This window comes from Stutzerimonas kunmingensis (assembly GCF_014764705.1).
GTDB lineage: Bacteria > Pseudomonadota > Gammaproteobacteria > Pseudomonadales > Pseudomonadaceae > Stutzerimonas.
Genome location: NZ_JACXXG010000003.1, coordinates 152,503 through 172,728, shown reverse-complemented (window position 1 = coordinate 172,728; position 20,226 = coordinate 152,503). Strand labels below are relative to the sequence as shown.

General features: G+C 66.1%; 18 protein-coding genes. 7 read left to right on the top strand and 11 right to left on the bottom strand.

The annotated features are described in order from the left end of the window. The first annotated feature begins 56 nt into the window (after positions 1-56). A complete protein-coding gene (locus tag IEG05_RS04265; protein WP_125876237.1) occupies positions 57-512 on the top strand; it encodes a metallophosphoesterase family protein in 456 nt (151 codons plus the stop codon). On the opposite strand, the gene IEG05_RS04260 is transcribed toward IEG05_RS04265, so the two are convergent. Together IEG05_RS04260 and IEG05_RS04255 are read right to left on the bottom strand one after the other, a co-directional pair. Further along, complete coding sequence (locus tag IEG05_RS04260; RefSeq protein WP_191121684.1) at positions 505-1,152, bottom strand: YitT family protein; 648 nt, start codon at positions 1,150-1,152, stop codon at positions 505-507. The genes IEG05_RS04265 and IEG05_RS04260 overlap by 8 nt on opposite strands. 87 nt (positions 1,153-1,239) lie before the next feature. Beyond that, positions 1,240-1,758, bottom strand: a complete 519-nt coding sequence (locus IEG05_RS04255; RefSeq protein WP_191121683.1) for a dihydrofolate reductase — start codon at positions 1,756-1,758, stop codon at positions 1,240-1,242. Between the two features lie 149 nt (positions 1,759-1,907). On the opposite strand from IEG05_RS04255, the gene IEG05_RS04250 reads away from it, so the two are divergent. The 3 genes from IEG05_RS04250 to IEG05_RS04240 all read left to right on the top strand — a co-directional run bounded on the left by IEG05_RS04250 (position 1,908) and on the right by IEG05_RS04240 (position 5,876). Beyond that, positions 1,908-3,023, top strand: a complete 1,116-nt coding sequence (locus tag IEG05_RS04250) for a glycerophosphodiester phosphodiesterase (protein WP_191121682.1) — start codon at positions 1,908-1,910, stop codon at positions 3,021-3,023. Between the two features lie 92 nt (positions 3,024-3,115). After that, on the top strand, positions 3,116-4,510 hold the full coding sequence (locus IEG05_RS04245; protein ID WP_191121681.1) for a DUF2868 domain-containing protein: 1,395 nt from the start codon (positions 3,116-3,118) through the stop codon (positions 4,508-4,510). Beyond that, positions 4,503-5,876: a DUF3482 domain-containing protein gene (locus tag IEG05_RS04240; protein ID WP_191121680.1), complete on the top strand. Its 1,374-nt coding sequence runs from the start codon at positions 4,503-4,505 to the stop codon at positions 5,874-5,876. Before IEG05_RS04245 ends, IEG05_RS04240 begins: the two co-directional genes overlap by 8 nt. A 30-nt stretch (positions 5,877-5,906) precedes the next feature. Here the strand turns inward: IEG05_RS04240 and IEG05_RS04235 are convergent, their stop codons facing one another. Then, complete coding sequence (locus IEG05_RS04235) at positions 5,907-6,818, bottom strand: DMT family transporter (RefSeq protein ID WP_191121679.1); 912 nt, start codon at positions 6,816-6,818, stop codon at positions 5,907-5,909. Positions 6,819-6,906: 88 nt separating this feature from the next. On the opposite strand from IEG05_RS04235, the gene IEG05_RS04230 reads away from it, so the two are divergent. Continuing rightward, positions 6,907-7,821 (top strand): LysR family transcriptional regulator, encoded by a 915-nt coding sequence (locus IEG05_RS04230; protein WP_191121678.1) that lies wholly within the window; start codon positions 6,907-6,909, stop codon positions 7,819-7,821. A gap of 118 nt (positions 7,822-7,939) precedes the next feature. Here the strand turns inward: IEG05_RS04230 and phoU are convergent, their stop codons facing one another. From phoU to IEG05_RS04205, 5 genes are all read right to left on the bottom strand, one after another. Continuing rightward, on the bottom strand, positions 7,940-8,668 hold the full coding sequence (phoU, locus tag IEG05_RS04225) for a phosphate signaling complex protein PhoU (protein WP_003303228.1): 729 nt from the start codon (positions 8,666-8,668) through the stop codon (positions 7,940-7,942). A 146-nt stretch (positions 8,669-8,814) separates the two neighbouring features. Continuing rightward, the gene (pstB, locus tag IEG05_RS04220) at positions 8,815-9,642 is read right to left on the bottom strand and encodes a phosphate ABC transporter ATP-binding protein PstB (protein ID WP_014818693.1); all 828 of its coding nucleotides are present in this window, start codon (positions 9,640-9,642) and stop codon (positions 8,815-8,817) included. A gap of 102 nt (positions 9,643-9,744) precedes the next feature. Further along, positions 9,745-11,415 carry a phosphate ABC transporter permease PstA gene (pstA, locus tag IEG05_RS04215; protein WP_278462901.1) on the bottom strand — a complete coding sequence of 557 codons (1,671 nt, stop codon included), beginning with the start codon at positions 11,413-11,415 and terminating at the stop codon, positions 9,745-9,747. A 27-nt stretch (positions 11,416-11,442) separates the two neighbouring features. Next, positions 11,443-13,719: an ABC transporter permease subunit gene (locus IEG05_RS04210; protein ID WP_042923539.1), complete on the bottom strand. Its 2,277-nt coding sequence runs from the start codon at positions 13,717-13,719 to the stop codon at positions 11,443-11,445. A 164-nt stretch (positions 13,720-13,883) separates the two neighbouring features. Next, complete coding sequence (locus IEG05_RS04205) at positions 13,884-14,849, bottom strand: PstS family phosphate ABC transporter substrate-binding protein (RefSeq protein ID WP_014818690.1); 966 nt, start codon at positions 14,847-14,849, stop codon at positions 13,884-13,886. A gap of 223 nt (positions 14,850-15,072) precedes the next feature. On the opposite strand from IEG05_RS04205, the gene IEG05_RS04200 reads away from it, so the two are divergent. After that, positions 15,073-15,474 carry an acyl-CoA thioesterase gene (locus tag IEG05_RS04200; RefSeq protein WP_003303235.1) on the top strand — a complete coding sequence of 134 codons (402 nt, stop codon included), beginning with the start codon at positions 15,073-15,075 and terminating at the stop codon, positions 15,472-15,474. An 8-nt stretch (positions 15,475-15,482) separates the two neighbouring features. On the opposite strand, the gene IEG05_RS04195 is transcribed toward IEG05_RS04200, so the two are convergent. After that, entirely contained in the window at positions 15,483-16,697 is a 1,215-nt protein-coding gene (locus IEG05_RS04195) for a GGDEF domain-containing protein (RefSeq protein WP_125897307.1), read from the bottom strand. Positions 16,698-16,862: 165 nt separating this feature from the next. On the opposite strand from IEG05_RS04195, the gene IEG05_RS04190 reads away from it, so the two are divergent. Further along, on the top strand, positions 16,863-17,771 hold the full coding sequence (locus IEG05_RS04190) for an AEC family transporter (protein ID WP_278462898.1): 909 nt from the start codon (positions 16,863-16,865) through the stop codon (positions 17,769-17,771). Here the strand turns inward: IEG05_RS04190 and IEG05_RS04185 are convergent, their stop codons facing one another. Beyond that, positions 17,772-18,215, bottom strand: a complete 444-nt coding sequence (locus IEG05_RS04185; RefSeq protein ID WP_023443983.1) for a hypothetical protein — start codon at positions 18,213-18,215, stop codon at positions 17,772-17,774. Positions 18,216-18,345: 130 nt separating this feature from the next. Further along, on the bottom strand, positions 18,346-20,193 hold the full coding sequence (recD, locus tag IEG05_RS04180) for an exodeoxyribonuclease V subunit alpha (RefSeq protein ID WP_191121677.1): 1,848 nt from the start codon (positions 20,191-20,193) through the stop codon (positions 18,346-18,348). Positions 20,194-20,226 lie beyond the last annotated feature (33 nt).

Sequence of the window (20,226 nt, the reverse complement as noted above, 5' to 3'; positions counted from 1 at the left end):
ACAGCGGTCGGCCAAGGGTCGGATGACCTGACGAAGCAGTTAAAGGGAACACCGGCATGCGCATCGGCCTGATCTCCGACACCCACGGCCTGCTCCGCCCCGAGGCGGTGGCGGCACTGCAGGGCTGCGCACAGATCATTCACGCCGGCGATATAGGCAAACCGCAGGTGCTCGATGGGCTGCGTGCCATCGCGCCGCTGGAGGCGATCCGCGGCAATATCGATACGACCGACTGGGCGCAGGTGCTGCCCGAACGCCTCGACCTGCGCATCGGGGGTCTCACCCTGCACGTGCTGCACGACCTCAAGCAGCTGGACATCGACCCGCTTGCCGCCGGCGTCGACGTGGTGATCGCCGGCCACTCGCACAAACCGAAGGTCGAGCGGCGCGATGGCGTGCTCTACGTGAACCCGGGCAGCGCCGGTCCGCGACGCTTCAGCCTGCCGATCAGCCTGGCACTGCTGGAGCTGAACGACGGCCAGGCGCAGGTGGAGCTGATCAGCCTCAGCTGACGCCCATGTAGCGATCGGCGCGGTGATTGATCGCCAGCACCAGATTCAGCGCCACGGCGCCGAGTACCGACAGCAGCACCTTGTCCGCCGGCACGACGAACACCGCGGCCATGACGATCAGCGCGTCGATACCCATCTGGAAGGTGCCGGCGCGCAGGCCGAAACGCTCCTGCAGGAACAGCGCGAGGATGTTCACCCCGCCAAGACTGGCACGATGGCGGAACAGGATCAACAGGCCGATGCCGATGGCGAACCCGCCGAACACCGCCGCGTAGACCACATTCAGCTCGGCGAAGCGTACCCACTGCGGGGTCAGTTCGGCGAACAGCGAGACCAGCCCCACCGCGCAGACGGTGCGCAGGGTGAACTGCCACCCCATGCGCCAGATCGCCAGCGCGTAGAACGGCAGGTTGAGCAGGAAGAACACTGGGCCGAACGACCAGCCGGCCAGGTACTTCAGCAGGAACGCCAGCCCAACGGTGCCGCCGGTGAGCAGCCCGGCATGGCTGTAGAAGGTAATGCCAAGGGCGACCAGCGCGGTGCCGGTAAGCAGCGCCAGACCATCCTCCCACAGCGGGTGGCGGACGAAGATCGCGGCAACGCGCTCGGCTTCCGGGGCGTCGGATTTGTCAGGTTGCATGAGATTTCTCGTTACGACAGCGACGGGCCAGCATAGAAGCTGCGGCCCGCGAAAGATTTGGCGCCGATCAAGCGAAGAGAGTGCCGGTCAGCTCCGTTTTTGCCAGGTTTCGAAACGGTAGGCTGGTGCCTCGCCCTCAGCCAGATGTGGCTGGCTTTCGACGCACTGCCACTCAGCCTCGTCGAAGGCCGGAAAGAACGCATCGCCTTCGGGAGCCGCATCGATACGCGTGAGGTACAGCCGCTGCGCCTGCCCCAGCGCCTGGGCGTACAGCTGCGCACCGCCGATCAGCATCAGCTCGTCGACGCCCTGCTCACGCGCCCACTGCTCGGCACGCACCAGCGCGGCATCCAGGTCGGTGAAGGTTTCCGCGCCGTCGAGCTGCAGATCTGCCTGGCGACTGACCACCAGGTTGAGCCGCCCCGGCAGCGGACGGCCGAGCGAATCCCAGGTCTTGCGGCCCATGATGATCGGTTTGCCGAGGGTCATGGCCTTGAAATGCTTGAGATCGGCGGGCAGGTGCCAGGGCATGCGGTTGTCGAGGCCGATCACGCGGTTCTGCGCGAGGGCGGAAATCATGGCGAGGGGAAGGCGGGTCTGATTCATGGCGGCGAGAATAGCAGAGCGATGCAGTTTGCCGAAGCTGCCAGCCGTTCGTCGGCTTCATCGCTTTGCAATACAAGCGGCACCGCAGCGTCAAAGTCCGGTCATGCAAGTGCCTCAGGCTGTGACATCCAAACCGAGGAGATGCCGAAATGGCCCGCAAGACCACCGCTTCCCTTCGCCGCTGGCTCACCGCCTGCAGCCTGTTGCTACCGCTCACCGGCTTCGCTGCGGCGGATGAACACGCCGCGAAACACCAGGCTGCGCGCGGCGAGCCGACCCCGTTGGTGATCGCCCACCGCGGCGCCAGCGGCTACCTGCCGGAGCACACCCTGGCCGCCTACGCGCTGGCAGTCTTTCAGGGCGCCGACTATATCGAGCCGGATCTGGTGATGACCCGCGACGGCCAGATCGTCGCCCGTCACGACAACGAGTTGGGCCTGACCACCGACGTCTCGCAGCGCCCCGAGTTTGCCGATCGCAAGCGAACCCAGCAGGTCGATGGCGTCACCCTTACCGGCTGGTTCAGCGAAGATTTCACCCTCGCCGAACTGAAGACCCTGCGCGCCATCGAGCGCATTCCGGATATCCGCCCGGGCAACGCGCGCGTCGACGGCAGCCTGGAGATTCCGACCCTGCAGGAGATCATCGACCTGGTGAAAACCCTGCAGCTCAGTCAGGGCCGGCGCATCGGCCTGTACCCGGAAACCAAGCATCCGACGCACTTCCAGCAGCTCGGCCTGGCGATGGAGAAGCCGCTGGTGCGCATCCTTACCCGCAACGGCTACGTCGGGCGCCAGGCGCCGGTGTATATCCAGTCGTTCGAGGTGGACAACCTCAAGACCCTCAGCCGCCTGACCCAGCTGCGCCTAGTGCAGCTGTTCAGCTCGGGGCAGCCATATGACCAGCAGGTACGCGGCAGCAAGCTGACCTACGCGCAGATGGCGACGCCCGCCGGACTCAAGGACATCTCCCGCTACGCCGCCGGCGTCGGTCCGGAGAAGAGCTACATCATTCCGCGTGATGCCAACGGCAACCTCGGCACGCCGACCGGCTTCGTCGCCGCCGCCCACGCCGCGGGGCTCAAGGTCCACCCGTACACCTTTCGCGCGGAGAACGCCTTCCTCCCGGCCAACTTGCGCAGCAGCGACAAGCGCCACGAACGCGGCGACAGCGAAGCGGAGATCCGCGCCTTCCTCGACGCCGGTATCGACGGGCTGTTCATCGACCAGCCGGACATCGCCGTGCGCCTGCGCAACGCCGACTGACGGCCACAGCGGGGAGCCGCAACGGCTCCCCGTTTTCCCGTTCCCCACGGCAGCGGTTATCCTCAAGGCACGACCCGCCAGCGAGATGCCGTGTGATAGCCCGCCCCGCCCCTGATCTCGATACGCTCGACCGCCTCTGGCTGACCGAAGCCGTACGCCTGCGCGAAGAACATGCAGGGCCGCTGGAGGACGACGAGGCCAACCGCCAGGCTCGGGCGCAAGGCGGCGACCTGCCGGCGCTGATCGAACGCCGGGCGCTGTGGCTGGCGCGCCGTGACGGGCTGATCGAAGCGCTGCAGCACTGGCGTCAGGGCGCACGCCTGGGCGGCTTCGCGCTGGCGCTGCTGGCGGTCTTCACCGGTGCCGGCCTGGCCTTCGCCGCGCTCAGCGACGGGCAGCGACCGGTCAACGTGTTCTGGGCGCTTGGCAGCCTGCTTGGGCTGAATCTGCTGACCCTGCTCGGCTGGCTGCTCGGCCTGCTTTTCGCGCGCGACAGTGGCGGTGCGTTGGGACGCTTTTGGCTTTGGCTCAGCGAAAAACTCGCCCGCGATGCCCGCGCCGCGCAGCTGGCGCCGGCCTTGCTGACCATCCTGCACCGACATCGGCTGGGCCGCTGGCTGTTGGGCGTCGGCGTACACGGCCTCTGGCTGCTGGCCATGGCCAGCGCCCTGCTTACCTTGCTCGCCCTGCTGGCAACGCGGCGCTACGGCTTCGTCTGGGAGACTACCATCCTCGGCGAGAGTGCGTTTGTCGGCCTGACCCAGACCCTCGGCGCGCTGCCGGCGCTGCTCGGCTTCAGCGTGCCGGATGCCGGGCAGATCCGCGCCAGCGGCATGCTCGGCGGTGATCTGGAAGGTGCCCGCCAGCTCTGGGCCGGCTGGCTGGTTGGCGTGCTGCTGATCTATGGAGTGCTGCCGCGGCTATTGCTGGCGGGGTTTAGCCTGTGGCGCTGGCGCAGCGGCCGTGCCGCGTTGAAGCTCGACCTGAGCCTGCCGGCCTATCGCCTGCTCCGCGAACGCCTGCAACCGCCCAGCGAGCGACTCGGTATCAGTGATGCAGCACCCGCCCAACTGCACGCTCCCAGCGCTGGCGCTCAGCTCGAGGGCAGCGCCGGCGCCGTACTGGTGGCCATCGAGCTGGACGGCAGTCGCCCCTGGCCACCGGCTCTGTCCAAGGGCGTCGCCGATGCCGGCATTCTCGACGATCGCGAGGGGCGCCGACGCCTGCTCGATCAGCTCACCCGCTTTCCACCGGCGCGCCTGGCCATCGCCTGCGATCCCCGGCGCTCGCCGGATCGCGGCACCCTGGCGCTGATCGGCGAGCTGTCGCGCTGCGCCGCTGCGACCCGCGTCTGGCTGCTGCAGGCGCCGCCGGGCGAGGCGCTGGACAGCGCGCGCCTGGATGACTGGCACCAGGCGCTGGACAGCCTGGGCCTGCCCCATTCCACCACGACGCCGCTGGGCTGGCTGGAGAGCGGACATGACTGAAGCCCTGAAGCTCGCCGTGGTCGGCCATACCAATGTCGGCAAGACCTCGCTGCTGCGCACCCTGACCCGTGATGCCGGTTTCGGCGAGGTTTCGCACCGCCCCAGCACCACCCGCCATGTCGAAGGCGCACGGCTGTCGGTGGACGGCGAAGCACTGCTGGAGCTGTACGACACCCCCGGCCTGGAAGATGCCATCGCCCTGCTCGACTACCTGGAACGCGTGGAGCGCCCCGGCGAACGCCTCGACGGGCCGGCGCGCACCGCGCGCTTTCTCGACGGCAACGAGGCGCGCCAGCGTTTCGAACAGGAAGCCAAGGTGCTGCGCCAGCTGCTCGCCAGCGACGCCGGGCTCTACGTGATCGATGCCCGCGAGCCGGTGCTGGCCAAGTACAAGGACGAGCTGGCGGTACTCGCCGGCTGCGGCAAGCCGCTGCTGCCGGTGCTCAACTTCGTCGCCCAGCCGGGGCATCGTGAAGATGAATGGCGTCAGGCACTGGCCCGTCTCGGCCTGCATGCGCTGGTGCGCTTCGACAGCGTGGCACCGCCGGTGGATGGCGAGCGTCGCCTGTACGAAAGCCTGGCGCTGCTGCTGGAACAGGCACGGCCCAAGCTGCAGCGGCTGATCGAAGACCATGAGGCGCAGGCCGCGGCGCGACTGGTCAGCGGGCAGCGGCTGATCGCCGAACTGCTGGTGGACGTCGCCGCCTGCCGACGCAGCGTGGCCGCACAGCCGGAACTGGAGCGCGGCGCCATACGTGAACTGCATGACGCCGTGCGTGGCCGCGAACAGCGCTGCGTCGAATCCCTGCTGCGCCTGTATGCCTTTCGCAAGGAACAGGCGGCAGCCAGCGACCTGCCACTGCTCGACGGCCGCTGGGGCGACGACCTGTTCAATCCGGAAACACTCAAGCAGCTGGGCGTGAAGATCGGCAGTGGTATGGCCGCAGGCGCGGCCGCCGGTGCCGGGGTCGACCTGATGGTCGGTGGTATCACCCTCGGCGCGGCGGCGCTGCTCGGCGCCCTTGCCGGCGGCGGCGCGCAGACCGCGCGGCACTATGGCAATCGCCTGCTGGGCAAACTAAAGGGCCAGCGTGAACTGAGCGTCGACGACGCCGTGCTGCGCCTGCTCGCCCTGCGACAGCGCCAGCTGTTGGCCGTGCTTGCGACTCGGGGGCACGCCGCCACTGAGGCGATCCGCCTGGCCACTCCGCAGGATCAGGGCTGGCGCGAGGGCAAGCTGCCCGAAGCCCTGCAGCGCTGCCGCGCCCATCCCGAGTGGTCCTCGCTCAACCCCGGCGCCCGCCTGCAGGATGGCGAGCGCCAGGCGGCGCTGGATGAGCTGCAGGCCGAACTGCGGCAAAGCTGACCGGTCTGCAGGCCCCGCCGTGCGTACGCGCTAGGCCCGGATCGGCGCACCATCGCCAGCCGCGCTCAGCGCCGGCTGACGGCCGATGCCCAGGGTGCACAGCGTTGCCAGCATGATCAGCGACCCACCCGCCCAGCCCATCGGCCCCAGCCGCTCACCCAGCCAGAGACCGGCGATGATCGCGCCGAACAGCGGTTCGGAGCCCATCAGCAGCGACACTCGCGTTGCACTGCTGCGCCCCAGCGCGAGGTTCTGCGCGTACATGGCGAACAGCGTGGCGAACAGCACCAGATATAGCGCCGCGAACCAGAACGCCGGCTCCCCTGGCAGCGCAGGCAGCTCGCCAGGCAAAGACAAGCCGAGAAGGATACAGCCGCTCGCAACGACCCCGCTCTGCACCGCGGTCAGCGCCAGTGCCGGGATTTCCCGGCCGGCCGTCAATCGCCGGGTCAGGCAGACCAGCACCGCGCGCAGCAACGCGGCAGCCAGCATCAGCGCATCGCCGAGATTCAGCGACAGCTGCGGGCCGCCGGTCAGCAGCCAGACGCCCGCCAGCGACATCGCGCAGGCTAGGAACAGCGTGTTGTGCGGCCGCTGGCGCAGCAGCAGCCACTCCATGAACGGCGTGATCACCACGCACAGGCTGATCAGAAACGCAGCATTGCTGGCGCTGGTCAGCATCACGCCACAGGTCTCGCAGAGAAATATCGCCAGCATCACCAGCCCCAGCGGCAGGCCGGGGCGCAGCGCCCGGCGGCCGACGCCGCGCAGTTGCGGCAGCAGCAGGACAAATGTCAGACCGAAGCGAATCGCCAGGAAACCCAGCACCGGATAGAACAGCAGCGCCTGCTTGGCCACTGCATAGCTGCTGCCCCAGATCAGCGCCACCATCAGCAGCATGCCATCGGCCAGCCAAAGCCCCTGTCTCAACGTGCCTTTCATGTTCGAATCCCCGCACCAATCAGGCGCTGATTGTCGGGCCTGCCGCCACGGTCGATAATCCAGCGAAACAGCACAGGACCTGTTCCGCATGGGAACGAATGACAGCGCAGCACTGCTGCCCTACATGGCCGTGTTCGTGCGGGTGGTCGAGGCCGGCAGCTTCTCCGGCGCTGCGCGCCTGCTGGGCAGCACACCGTCGGCGGTGAGCCGCCAGGTAGCACGGCTGGAGCAGGCTCTGGCGCTGCGCCTGCTGGAACGCACGACGCGCCAGCTGCGGCTGAACGAGGCCGGGGCGGAGTTCTACCAGCATTGCCGGGATATGCTCGATGCGGCCGACGCGGCCGTCGCCATCGGCGAACGGCTGATGCGCAGCCCACGCGGGCTGGTGCGCCTGAGCGTACCCAAGGCCTATGGCAAGTTCGTCGTCGGGCCGTTGATGCCGGCCTTTCTGCAGCGCTACCCCGAGGTCGATGTGCAGCTGCGGATCAGCGACCAGAGCCCGGACCTGATCGAGGACGGTTTCGACCTGCTGGTACTGGTCACCGACAACCCTCCCGAAGGCCTGGCCGGCAAGCCGCTCGGGCCGGTGCGCCAGCTGCTCTGCGCCAGCCCCGAATACCTGCAGCGTCACGGCGAGCCGCAACATCCGCAGGACCTGCTGCGCCATAGCTGTCTGTATCTGGGAGAAACGGCGGGAGACAATCGCTGGCACCTGCGCCGCGGGCAGCAGCAGGAGACGGTGACGGTGCGCGGTCGCTACATCAGCAACCACAGCGAGGCGCGGCTGCTGGTGGCGCTGGAACACCTGGGAATCACCTGCCTGCCACATTTCACCGCGGCCCAGGCGCTGGCTGAGGGTCGTTTGCGCGAAGTGCTGCCGCAGTGGCGCTACACCGGTTCATACCAGGGCGAGGCCTGGCTGCTGTGGCGGCAGAATCATCATCTGCCACCGAAGACGCGGGCGCTGATCGATTATCTGAGCGAGGCGCTGATCCGCACCTGAGCGGCATCCGTGCGGGCGCACCGATGCCGGTGGATGGGTCGAGTCTCAACGCCAGCGGCGGCTCTGTCCGCAGATTTTGGCGCCGGGCGGACATCACTGCCCGCCCCGCGACCGCGAATCAGCGCTCCTTCGAGCCTTCCACTTCCTCGGCCATGCGTGCCAGGCCGAGGTGGCGCACGTCGGTGCCGCGCACCAGGTAGATCACCAGTTCGGCGATGTTGCGTGCGTGGTCGCCGATGCGTTCCAGCGAGCGCAACGCCCAGATCACGCTGAGCACGCGGGAGATCGAGCGCGGGTCTTCCATCATGTAGGTGACCAGTTCGCGCAGGGCGGTCTTGTATTCGCGGTCGACAGTCTTGTCGTACTGCGCCACCGACAGCGCGAGGTCGGCATCGAAGCGGGCAAAGGCGTCGAGCGCTTCCTGCACCATCTTGCGTACCTGGTCGCCGATGTGGCGCACCTCGACATAGCCCTTGGGCGACTCGCCTTCCTCGCACAGCTGGATGGCACGGCGGGCGATCTTGGTCGCCTCGTCACCGATGCGCTCGAGGTCGATCACCGACTTGGAAATGCTGATGATCAGACGCAGGTCGGAGGCCGCCGGCTGACGGCGGGCGAGGATGCGCACGCACTCCTCGTCGATGTTGCGCTCCATCTGGTTGATCTGGTCATCGACGTCGCGCACCTGCTGAGCGAGGCCCGAATCGGCCTGGATCAGGGCGGTCACCGCGTCATTGACCTGCTTCTCCACCAGCCCGCCCATGGCCAGCAGGTGGCTGCGCACCTCCTCCAGCTCGGCGTTGAACTGCTGGGAAATGTGTTGGGTGTGGCTGTCTTTGCTGATCATGTGCGAACCCTTGCGAAACTGTTGTTCTCTCGCCGGACGGTCCGGCCTTTGGCAAATCGTGCTGCGCTAGGAGGCGGCGCGCAGACAGTACGAACCAGGTACGGCAAGCGCCGCCGACAACGCGCAGCGCGATTTGCCATAGCCGGCTAGCCGTAGCGGCCGGTGATGTAGTCTTCGGTCTGCTTCTTGGCCGGGTTGGTGAACAGCGTATCGGTGTCGCCGTACTCGATCAGTTTGCCCATGTACATGAACGCCGTGTAGTCGGACACCCGCGCGGCCTGCTGCATGTTGTGGGTGACGATGACGATGGTGTACTTGGCCTTCAGTTCGTAGATCAGCTCTTCGACCTTCAGCGAGGAGATCGGGTCGAGCGCGGAACTCGGCTCGTCGAGCAGCAGCACTTCCGGCTGCACGGCGATGGTGCGGGCGATGACCAGACGCTGCTGCTGACCGCCGGAGAGGCCGAGCGCCGATTCGTGCAGACGGTCCTTCACCTCATCCCACAGCGCCGCGCCCTTGAGTGCCCACTCAACGGTTTCGTCGAGCACACGCTTCTGCTTGATGCCCTGGATGCGCAGGCCGTAGACCACGTTCTCGTAGATGCTCTTGGGGAACGGGTTGGGCTTCTGGAACACCATGCCGACGCGACGACGCAGGTCGGCCACGTCCTCGCCCTTGCGGTAGATGTTGGTGCCATCGAGGTTGATCGCGCCTTCGATGCGGCAGCCGTCGACCAGGTCGTTCATGCGGTTGAAGCAGCGCAGCAGGGTCGACTTGCCGCAGCCGGACGGGCCGATGAAGGCAGTCACACGCTGCTTGGGGATGTTCATCGCGACGTTGAACAGCGCCTGCTTCTGCCCGTAGTACAGGCTCAGATCGGGCACTTCGATGGCGACCTGCTCGTTGGCCAGGTTCAGGCTGCGCTTGTCGCGGCCGAGGGCCGAGATATCAATGGAATGCGTGTTGGTTTGCATGTGCTCGCTCCGTTCGCAGCTGCCAGCTGCAAGCTACAGGCTGCAAGCCCAAGTCAGCGCCTCGTTTCTCCCGAGGCCGGTGGCTTGAGCTTGCCGCTTCAATTAATGATCCAGCGCCTTGTACTTCTCGCGCAGGTGGTTGCGGATGTAGATCGCTGTGAAGTTGAGCGCGGCGATCACCAGCACCAGCAGCAGCGCAGTCGCATACACCAGCGGTCGTGCCGCCTCGACGTTGGGGCTCTGGAAGCCGACGTCGTAGATGTGGAAGCCCAGGTGCATGATCTTCTGGTCCAGATGCAAGTAGGGGTAGTTGCCATTGAGCGGCAGGTTCGGTGCCAGCTTGACCACACCGACCAGCATCAGCGGAGCCACTTCACCGGCGGCGCGGGCCACGGCAAGGATCAGGCCGGTCATCATTGCCGGGCTGGCCATTGGCAAAACCACCTTCCACAGCGTCTCCGACTTGGTCGCACCAAGGGCCAGCGAGCCTTCGCGGATCATCCGCGGGATGCGCGCCAGGCCTTCCTCGGTGGCAACGATCACCACCGGCAGGGTAAGGATCGCCAGGGTCAGCGAGGCCCACATCAGGCCCGGCGTGCCGAACACCGGTGCCGGTGCGGCTTCCGGGTAGAACAAGCGGTCCAGCGAACCGCCCAGGACGTAGACGAAGAAGCCCAGACCGAATACGCCGTAGACGATCGACGGCACGCCGGCCAGGTTGTTCACCGCGATGCGGATGATCCGGGTGAGCAGGCCCTGCTTGGCGTATTCACGCAGGTAGACCGCGGCGATCACGCCGAACGGGGTGACGATCACCGCCATGATCAGGGTCATCAGCACGGTACCGAAGATCGCCGGGAACACGCCGCCCTCGGTGTTCGCCTCGCGCGGCTCGTCGCTGACGAATTCCCACAGTTTGGCGAAGTAGAACATCAGCTTCTGCGGCGTCGACATGGCATTGGGCTGGAACGCCCGCACCACCTTGCCCAGGGTGATCTCCTGCTCGCGGCCGTCGGCCGTGCGCACGGTGATGCTGTCGCGGTTGAACTGCTGCTGCAGGGCGACCAGCTTTTCTTCCAGCACCCGGTACTCGGCATCCCACTGGGCGCGCTCGGCATCCAGATCGGCCTGGGCAGCCGCGTCCAGGCGATCGTTAAGCTCCAGCTGACGGGTCTTCAGGCGCAGACGCTCGAGGCCGTGGTTGATGCGGCCGATCTCCACCTTTTCGATACGAGAGATCTGCGTGTGCAGTTCGTCGACGCGGTCGATGCGTGCCTGCAACTCGTTCCAGGCGCCTTCTCCCTCGGCGACCAGCTGGCCGGCTTCCTTCACGTTGAGCAGGTAGCCATAGAAATTGCCCCACTCACGACGCTCCAGAACCATCAGCTCGGCGGGCGTGTGCTGATTGCTCAGCCACTCTCCAACCACCCAGGAGAAATCCGCGCCGTACACCTCGCGGTTGCCGACCTTGAGCAACTCGCGAGTCATGAACTCGCCGCCTTCGACGTTCACCGGCAGGCCGCTGGCCGCCAGACGCGCGCGTGGCACCTCTTCAGCCTGGGCCACCTCACCGGCCAGCACGCGCATCTCGGCGCCCGGCATGCTGTAGTCGGCGACGATCACATCGGCCGGCCAGAAGTGCGCCAGACCGCGCACGGCGATGATCGCCAGCAGCCCCAGAGTCATGATCACGGCGATGGACACCGCGCCGGCGTTCATCCAGATCCAGGGTGTGCCGCTCTTGACCCAGGTGTTCAACGAATCCTTTTTCACGGATCGATACCTTCTGCGAAATCTGGTTTACAGGCTGGCGTACTTGCCACGCAGACGCTGACGAATCAGCTCGGCGAGGGTGTTCATCACAAAGGTGAACATCAGCAGTACCAGCGCGGCGAGGAAGAGCACGCGGTAATGGGTGCCGCCGACCTCGGACTCGGGCATCTCCACGGCGACGTTGGCGGCCAGGGTGCGCATGCCTTCGAAGATGTTGGCTTCCATGATCGGCGTGTTGCCGGTGGCCATCAGCACAATCATGGTTTCGCCCACGGCGCGGCCCATGCCGATCATCAGCGCGGAGAAAATGCCCGGGCTGGCGGTCAGCAGCACCACGCGGGTGAGCGTCTGCCAGGGCGTGGCGCCCAAAGCCAGCGAGCCCAGCGTCAGGCTGCGCGGCACGCTGAACACGGCGTCTTCAGCGATCGAATAGATGGTCGGGATCACCGCGAAGCCCATCGCCAGGCCGATTACCAGGGCGTTGCGCTGGTCGAACGGGATACCCATGTCATTGGACAGCCACAGGCGCATGTCACCGCCAAAGAACCAATTCTCCAGATGGCCGCTGATTTCCAGCGAGCCGAAGCCGATCAGCAGGATCACCGGGATCAGCAGCACGGCCTCCCAGCCATCCGGCACCGCGAGACGCACGGCCTGAGGCAGGCGGCTCCAGGCCCAGGCGGCGAACAGAATCCCGACCGGCATCAGCAACAGCAGGCTGAAGATGCCCGGCAGGTGGTTCTCCAGAAATGGCGCGAGGAACAGGCCGGCGAAGAAGCCAAGGATCACCGTCGGCAACGCTTCCATCAGTTCGATGATCGGCTTGACCTTGCTGCGCAGCCTGGGCGCCATGAAGTAGGCGGTGTAGAACGCCGCACAGATCGCCAGCGGGGCCGCCAGCAGCATCGCGTAGAACGCCGCCTTGAGCGTGCCGAAGGCCAGCGGCGCGAGGCTCAGCTTGGGTTCGAAGTCGCCATTGGCCGAGGTCGACTGCCAGACATAGTCCGGCTCCGGATAGCTTTCGTACCAGACCTTGCCCCACAGCGCGCTCCAGGAGATTTCCGGGTGCGGGTTGTCGATCACGAAGCGCTGCAGCCCCTGCTCCGACTCCACCAGCAGGCGCGTGGCACGCGGCGACATGGCAGCCAAAGCGGCGCCTTCAGCGACCTGTTCCTTGAGCAAGGTGCGATGCGCGGTGCTGTGGAAAATGCCGATGCTGCCGGCGTCATCCAGCGCGAGGAAGCCCTTGCGGCGCTCCTCCGGCAGGATCTGGCGGATCGGGCTGCTGCCCAGCTTGAAGTTGCGTACGTTCTTCAACTCCGCCTGGCCGTCGGCGGAGCGCACCATGAACCACTGGCCGATGCCACCCTTGGAGTCGCCGATCATCAGCGATATGCCCGCCAGCAGCGGGCTGATCGTGGTGATCTCGCTGCCGTCGCCAACCAGCTTGTAGCGACCATTGAGCTGCTTGCGGCGCAGATCGAAGACATCCGCGCTGGCCTTGCCGCTGATTGCGTAGAGCCACATGTGCCGCGGGTCGAGCAGCAGCTGGCGAATCGGCTCGGCCAGTTGCGGCAGGTTGAGGCGTTCCTGCTCCAGCGTCACCTCGCCAGTCATCAGGTTTTCGCTGCTGGCGATGCGCTGAGCGTGCAATGCCGTGCCGGTAGCGCCGGCAACGAGCAACGTCTTGCCGTTCAGGCTGATGGCGGCCTGATCGATCGGGCGACCCTCGGGGTCGAGCTGCAGCGGCTCCTCACCGAAGGGATAAGCGAGTTCGGGGGTGATGGTCTTCTTATTGTTAGGGTAGGTGACCTTGTAGTTGTGCTCGAGCACCAGCGCCTGGCCGTTATCCAGGCCCAGCACCAGCCGGCGTGTGCTTGGCGTGTCCTGCCCCACCGAGACGACACGGCTGCCGGCTGGCAGCGGCAACGTCTTGCTCGACAGCAATGCACCGTCGCTCAGCCCGAAGAAGCGCACCTGCCCGTCGGAACCCAGGCGCATTGCGACCTGGTTCTGCTCCTCCACCGCCAGCAGCAGCGGCTCGCCGGCATCGGCCAACCAGGCCGGCTGCTGCGCCGCGCGGCTTTCCAGCTCGGCGCCCTGGAACATCGGCAGTACGACCTGCGCCAGGTAGAAGAAGATCAGGGTGATGGCGACCAGCACCGCCAGACCGCCGATGGACACGTACCAGCGCGCCAGGTGATCTTTCAGCGCGCGGATGCGGCGCTTGCGTTGCAGCGCCGGCGTGTTGAAGTCCAGCCGTTGCACATCGGAATTCGCGGTCATGTTTTCCATGTCGTTCATGCCAGGGCTCCTGGGCCAGAGCGGCCCTTCGGGGCGCCTAATCTAATGAAGCTGTGTGACAGAAAAATTACAGCCAGGTGACGCGACGAAGCCCGCCAGCGCGTTTCGCGTGGCGGGCATCTGCGCATGACCGGCGCGCTACGTCGCCGGCCGTCACGCGGGTCTTACAGACCCAGGTCCTGCATGGTCTTGTCGACCACCTTCTTCGGCAGCGGGATGTAGCCATCCTTGACCACGACTTCCTGGCCCTGCTTGGAGAGCACCAGCTTGAGGAACTCGGCGTCGATCGGGCTCAGCGGCTTGTTCGGCGCCTTGTTGACGTAGACGTAGAAGAAGCGCGCCAGCGGGAACTTGCCAGCCAGAGCGTTCTCTTCGTTGGCCTCGAAAGCCTCGCCACCCTTGGACAGCGGTACGGCGCGGACGCTGGAGGTCTTGTAGCCGATACCCGAGTAACCAATGGCGTTCAGGGTGCTGGAGATCGACTGCACCACCGAAGCGGAGCCCGGCTGCTCGTTGACGTTCGACTTGAAGTCACCTTTACACAGGGCTTCTTCCTTGAAGTAGCCGTAGGTGCCGGATACCGAGTTGCGACCGAACAGCTGGATCGGCTTGGCCGCCCACTCGCCGGTCATACCCAGGTCGCCCCATGTCTTGATGTCCTTCTCGCCACCGCACAGGCGGGTGCTGGAGAAGATCGCGTCGACCTGCTCGATGTCCAGCGACTTGATCGGGTTGTCCTTGTGCACGAACACCGCCAGGGCGTCGATGGCCACCGGAACGGCAGTTGGCTTGTAGCCATACTTCTCTTCGAAGGCCTGAATCTCGTTGTCCTTCATCGGGCGGCTCATCGGGCCCATGTTGGAGGTGCCTTCGGTCAGAGCGGGCGGCGCGGTGGAGGAGCCGGCAGCCTGGATCTGGATGTTGACGTTCGGATAGCTGCGCTTGAACTCTTCGGCCCACAGGGTCATCAGGTTGGCCAGGGAGTCGGAACCAACGCTGGACAGGTTGCCGGAAACACCGGAGGTCTTCTGGTAGCTCGGCAGGGCCGGGTCTACAGCAGCGACCGCGCTCGCGGCGCCAACGCCAGCGGCTACAAAGGTCAGGGCCGCCATCAAACGATTCAGTTTCATACCTTGCTCCTAGCAGGTGTGTGCTCGAGTGTGTTGGAACGGGGGCCAGTATCTGCAGGCCGTGTGAACACTCTATGAAGCAAGTGTGACAATCTGATTACCAAGCGCACCGTTGACCTGGTTCGGTCGCTGTAGCGCAACACAGCCGCTATACTCGGCGCCGTCGCCCGTGCCAGAGCGGGCATTTCGCGCCAGAACAACAACGCGCCGCGAGTCCGACCGAATGAAAGAATACGAACAGGAAGATCCGATCCCGCAGGGCGACCTGGCCCTGCAGCTCACCGCATTGCCGCGGGAAACCAATGGTTTTGGCGATATCTATGGCGGTTGGCTGGTGTCGCAGATGGATCTGGCAGGCACCGCGATGGCAAGCCGCGTGGCCGCCGGCCGTGTCGCCACGGTCTCCATCGATCGCATGGCGTTCATGGTTCCGGTAGCGGTTGGCGCGCAGCTGTCCTTCTATACCCAGACGCTGGAGGTCGGGCGCAGCTCGATCCGCATGCTGGTGGAAGTCTGGAGCGACGATCCGCTGTCCAGCGAGTGGCGTAAGGTCACCGAAGCCGTCTTCGTATTCGTCGCCATCGACGGCAGCGGCCGCACCCGCTCGGTGCCACCGCGCCGCTAAGCCATCCGCTAGTGAGGCTGTGGCTCGGGTCGCAGTAGCCCGGCCGCGACGGCAAAGCGATTCTTGCCACCACTCTTGGCCTGATACAGCGCGGTATCGGCGCAGTGATAGAGCTGCTCGGCCTGCTGGCCGTCCTGCAACGTGGCGATCCCAATACTGACACCCACCCGCGCCGCCGGATCATGCGGATGTCTGATATCCAGCGCGGTCAGCGCGTTGATCACCTGACGGGCAATGCGCTGTGCAGCGGCGTTGTCGCAGTTGTACAGCAGCAGTGCGAACTCCTCACCGCCAACCCGTGCCGCCTCGTCCAGCGGGCGCCGCGCGAAGCCGGCGAGCAGCTCGCCGAAGGCGCGGATCAGTGCATCGCCGGCCGGATGGCCGAAGGTGTCGTTATAGGCCTTGAAATCATCCAGATCGAGCAGCAGAAGGCTCAGCGGGCGCCGGTCTCGGCGGGCCTGGGCGATCCGCTGGGGCAGCGCGCGATCATGACTGCGCCGGTTGGCCAGACCGCTGAGCGCATCGTGCTCCGCGACCCAGCCCAGCAGTTGGCGGGTGAGGAACTGGTCGCGCTGCGAGTACTCATGAACATAGCGACTGATCGCGCCGATGATCAGCAACAGCAGGTAGTAGCTGACGGCGATCCAGTGTTCCGGCATCTGCTCGGCCGACAGGATCAGGCTAGCCATGCACACATCGGCCAGCACGATCAGCACCGCGCACAGCAGCGCCCACCAGAACGTCACGCCGAGAAAGAAGAACGACGCGACGATCAGCAGCCCGGCGCCGTAACGGAAATTCAGCTCCGCATCGAGCGTTTCGAAGCGGATGTCGATCAGCGCGGCCAGCATGCCGACCATCACCAGCAGCACCGGAAATATGCGGTTGGCCTGCGCGCGAAACCTGCGGCTGTAGAAGGTCAGCACCAGCACGACGACGCCCGGCAGAATCTGCAGGAGGCGCAACAGCGTCAGCGTTGTCAGCCAGCCGGTATCGGCAAGATCGAACACCCGGTGTTCGCAATACAGATATCCACCGACCGCGAAGATCAACAGCAGGGCGGCGAGGCGTTGCGATAGCCGCGCATGACGATCCAGATAGCGCCGAAACTCCCTCTCCAGCTCCGGCGCGAAGCGCAGCAGACGGAACCCGCCATGCAACTGCCGGCCATAAGGCGTATCGCGGAAATCCTCGGTAGAGGCCTGGGGGGGTATGTGGCGCATCGGAAGCTCGCAGGTTCGACGCGCGATGATATCACCAAGCCACTACGCAACAGGCAACCGTCCGACCGACGTAGCACCGCTGCCGCCACGCCAGCTTGAAGATGAAGGTTGCACTGAACGTTGGCAGCATCGAAGATCGCGCTACATGCACTGTTGGATGTATCCGTGACCGCCCTGCTACTCGCCCTCTGGCCCCTTTTCGCCCTTATCGTCGCCGGCTATTTCCTGCGCCTGCGCGCCTTTCCCAGTGCCGAGTTCTGGCCCGGCGCCGAACGCATCAACTACTTCGTCCTCTTTCCTGCCCTGCTGTTCAGCAGCCTGGCCACCGCACCGCTGGATAACCCTGCGCTGCCGCGCCTGGCCGGTGCCGTGATGCTCGGCCTGGGCCTGGCCTGGATCGGGCTGCTGATCGCCAAGCGGTTGCGCGGCTGGTCTGCCGGCCGCTTCGGCGCCATCACCCAGGGCGTGCTGCGTTTCAACACCTACCTCGGCCTGGCCGCGGTGGGCAGCCTGTTCGGCAAGGAAGGTCTGGCGTTGGCTGCGCTGATGCTGGCGCTGATGGTGCCGACGGTGAACGTGATGTCGGTGTGGGCGCTGACCGCCGAGCGCGGCGTCAGCGTGCGCGGTCTGCTGCTACCCATCGCAAAGAACCCGCTGATTCTCGCCTGTGTCGCCGGCGCGCTGGTCAATCTGTCGGGCCTGGGTCTGCCCGGCGGCACCGACCGCCTGCTGAGTCTGCTCGCCGCCGCCAGCCTGCCGCTGGGCCTGCTCTGCGTCGGCGCGGCGCTCAAACCCCAGGAGCTGGGCGGGGAAATCCCGACGCTGGGCTGGAACAGCGCGGTGCGCCTGCTGGCCGTTCCGCTGCTCGCCTACGGTGTGGCGATGGTGCTCGGCCTGCCCGATATGGAAACCACCATCCTGGTGCTGTTCTTCGCCCTGCCCACCGCCCCCACTGCCTACGTGCTCACCCGCCAGCTCGGCGGCGACAGCCATCTGATGGCGGGCATCATCACCTTGCAGACCCTGCTCGCGGCGGCCAGCCTGCCGCTGGTGCTTACGCTGCTCAACGGCTGATCAGCGCGCGACCTGCCCGCGTAGCAGACGCAGCAGCATCAGCGCCATGCCGACACCCAGCGCGCCGAGCACCAGCAGCGGGCCGAGATAACCGAGGGCGTCCTGCAGCCAACCGAGCAGCAGGTGCAGCCATTCGGTGTGCAACGAGGCTTCGACTGCAACGTAACCGCCCTGCTCCCAGATCTGGTAGGCGGCGTACAGCGGAATTAGCGTCAGCGGCAGCAGGATCAGGCACAGCCAGTAGCCGCTGCGCCGGTACGCACCCAGCAGCCCCCATGGCAGGTAAGCAGCACGAATCAGCTGGAAGAAGCAGACGATGTAATAGACCACCAGCAGCAGGGCGAAACCGCTGGCCACGGACGGCGCGAGCCAGAGTTCACGCAGCGCCGCGGTGCTGATGAACAGGCTGAGTGCGCCCCATAGCAGAAGAAAGAAGGTTCTCATCGCAAGTCCCGGTGTCGGCTTTTGGCGAAAGCGCATCGGAACAGAATTCCGAGCGCCATACGCACAACCGCTTCACGAAACAGGCGGCGATGAGCAGCGATCATGCCGGCTTCGAGCAGGCGCGCACGGTTTAGAACAGGCTGAGCTGATCGCTTTTTGGCTCATCTGGCTTGGCCGCCGGCACTGCCTCGGTGGCTCTGGTCTGAGCGCAGGGGAGCGCCAACCGCTCGGCCAGTCCTGCGGCGCGCTCGGCGCGTGTATTGACCGCTTCGGCCAGCCGCGCCGGCAGCGCCCAGATCTCCACCTTGCGCTTGGCGCGGGTGATGCCCGTGTAGAACAGCGAGCGCGTCAGCAGCGGGCTGGGCTGTTCCGGCAACGCCAGCAGCACCTCGGTGAACTCTGAGCCCTGGCTTTTGTGCACGGTCATGGCGAAGGCGCTGTCATGACTCGGCAACCGTGCCGGGGCAAAGCCGCGATAGCCCTCGTCGCCCTCGAAGAACACCCGCAGGCCCTGCTCGGTTTTCAGACACAAGCCGATATCGCCGTTGAACAGGCCCAGGGCGTAGTCGTTCTGCCGGACCATCACCGCGCGGCCGGGGTACCAGCGTTCGCGGGCGGGCACACCGAGGCGACGCTTGAAGCGCGCTTCCAGCGCCTCGTTGATGCCAGTGACGCCAAAGGCGCCTTCGCGCTGGGCAGTCAGCGCGCGGAAACCGTTGAAGGCCTCGAACGCGGCGGATGGATCGGCCTGGCGTGCGGCCTGCAGATAGGTCGAATAGCCCTGCTCCAGTCGCTCGATCAATGCGGCGGACGTTGGCGTGGCATTCCAGGCAAGATCGGCGCGCCCTTCCTGCAGCAGCGCCACCGTGCCCTTGGCATCGCCGCCATTGATTCGCCGCGCCAGCTCGCCGATACCGCTGTCGCCGGCGAAGCGGTGGCTGTGGGTGAGCAGCACAACCGCATCGCCGAGGCGCGAGCGCGGCGTCTCAACCGGTACGTTCTGCCCGGTAATGCGTTGCAGATCGGTCGCGGCCTGACTATCGAAACCGCGCCCTTCACAGAGTTCGGCGAACACCGCGCCGGCCTCCACGGCGGCCAGCTGGTCCTTGTCGCCGAGCAGGATCAGCCTCGCCTTCGGCGGCAGCGCGGCGACCAGCTTGGCCATCAGCGCCAGGTCGACCATCGACGCTTCGTCCACCACCAGCACGTCCAGCGCCAGTGGATGGGCCGCGTCATGGCGCACCTTCGGGCTGTCGCCGCGGCTGCCGAGGAGGCGGTGCAGTGTGCGCGCCTCGTCCGGCAGGGCGTCCTTGACGGCATCGCTGACCGGCAGATCGGCCTTGGCGTTGCGGATCGCTTCGGCCATGCGCGCCGCGGCCTTGCCGGTGGGCGCGGCGAGGCCGATGGCCAGGCGTTCGCCGCCGGGCTGCTCGAGCAGCGCCGCCAGCAGGCGTACCACGGTGGTGGTCTTGCCGGTGCCGGGACCGCCGGAGATCACCGCCAGGCGCCGACGTACCGCCTGAGCCGCGGCGAGGCGCTGCCAATCGGGGCTTTGCTGATTGAAGGCGAACAACCGCGCCAGGCTGTCGCTCAGCTGAGCTTCATCGACATCCGGTGCGTCCACTGCGCGAGTCAGCAGCTGTTCAGTCAACTGCTGTTCATAAGCCTGGTAACGGGCGAGGTAGAGCCGTTCCCCGACCAGAATCAGCGGTGCGTAATCCCCCGGCGCACCGATCAGCGATGAGGCATCCAGCTGCGCTCGCCAGGTCGCAAGCGGCGGCAGGCTGAAATCCTGATCCGGCCATGGCCGCTTGCCGGCTAACCGACCCAGCGGCAGGCAGACGTCGCCGGAGGACAGGGCTTCACAGCACAGCGCGGCGGCGAGCAGCACCGGCTCGGACGCATGCGGGTCGAGGCGCTGCAGGCTGGCGACGAAGGCACGCTCCAGTGGGCCGAGGGGCAGATCGGCAAGGGTCATATGTCGCTCCTGAAATGCATGAAGGCGCCGCTA

Bases quoted from the DNA above. Each gene is read 5' to 3' on its own strand.
- IEG05_RS04265 (WP_125876237.1), top strand. From the start codon at position 57: ATGCGCATCGGCCTGATCTCCGACACCCACGGCCTGCTCCGCCCCGAG.
- IEG05_RS04260 (WP_191121684.1), bottom strand. From the start codon at position 1,152: ATGCAACCTGACAAATCCGACGCCCCGGAAGCCGAGCGCGTTGCCGCG.
- IEG05_RS04255 (WP_191121683.1), bottom strand. From the start codon at position 1,758: ATGAATCAGACCCGCCTTCCCCTCGCCATGATTTCCGCCCTCGCGCAG.
- IEG05_RS04250 (WP_191121682.1), top strand. From the start codon at position 1,908: ATGGCCCGCAAGACCACCGCTTCCCTTCGCCGCTGGCTCACCGCCTGC.
- IEG05_RS04240 (WP_191121680.1), top strand. From the start codon at position 4,503: ATGACTGAAGCCCTGAAGCTCGCCGTGGTCGGCCATACCAATGTCGGC.
- IEG05_RS04235 (WP_191121679.1), bottom strand. From the start codon at position 6,818: ATGAAAGGCACGTTGAGACAGGGGCTTTGGCTGGCCGATGGCATGCTG.
- IEG05_RS04230 (WP_191121678.1), top strand. From the start codon at position 6,907: ATGGGAACGAATGACAGCGCAGCACTGCTGCCCTACATGGCCGTGTTC.
- phoU (WP_003303228.1), bottom strand. From the start codon at position 8,668: ATGATCAGCAAAGACAGCCACACCCAACACATTTCCCAGCAGTTCAAC.
- pstB (WP_014818693.1), bottom strand. From the start codon at position 9,642: ATGCAAACCAACACGCATTCCATTGATATCTCGGCCCTCGGCCGCGAC.
- IEG05_RS04210 (WP_042923539.1), bottom strand. From the start codon at position 13,719: ATGAACGACATGGAAAACATGACCGCGAATTCCGATGTGCAACGGCTG.
- IEG05_RS04205 (WP_014818690.1), bottom strand. From the start codon at position 14,849: ATGAAACTGAATCGTTTGATGGCGGCCCTGACCTTTGTAGCCGCTGGC.
- IEG05_RS04200 (WP_003303235.1), top strand. From the start codon at position 15,073: ATGAAAGAATACGAACAGGAAGATCCGATCCCGCAGGGCGACCTGGCC.
- IEG05_RS04195 (WP_125897307.1), bottom strand. From the start codon at position 16,697: ATGCGCCACATACCCCCCCAGGCCTCTACCGAGGATTTCCGCGATACG.
- IEG05_RS04185 (WP_023443983.1), bottom strand. From the start codon at position 18,215: ATGAGAACCTTCTTTCTTCTGCTATGGGGCGCACTCAGCCTGTTCATC.
- recD (WP_191121677.1), bottom strand. From the start codon at position 20,193: ATGACCCTTGCCGATCTGCCCCTCGGCCCACTGGAGCGTGCCTTCGTC.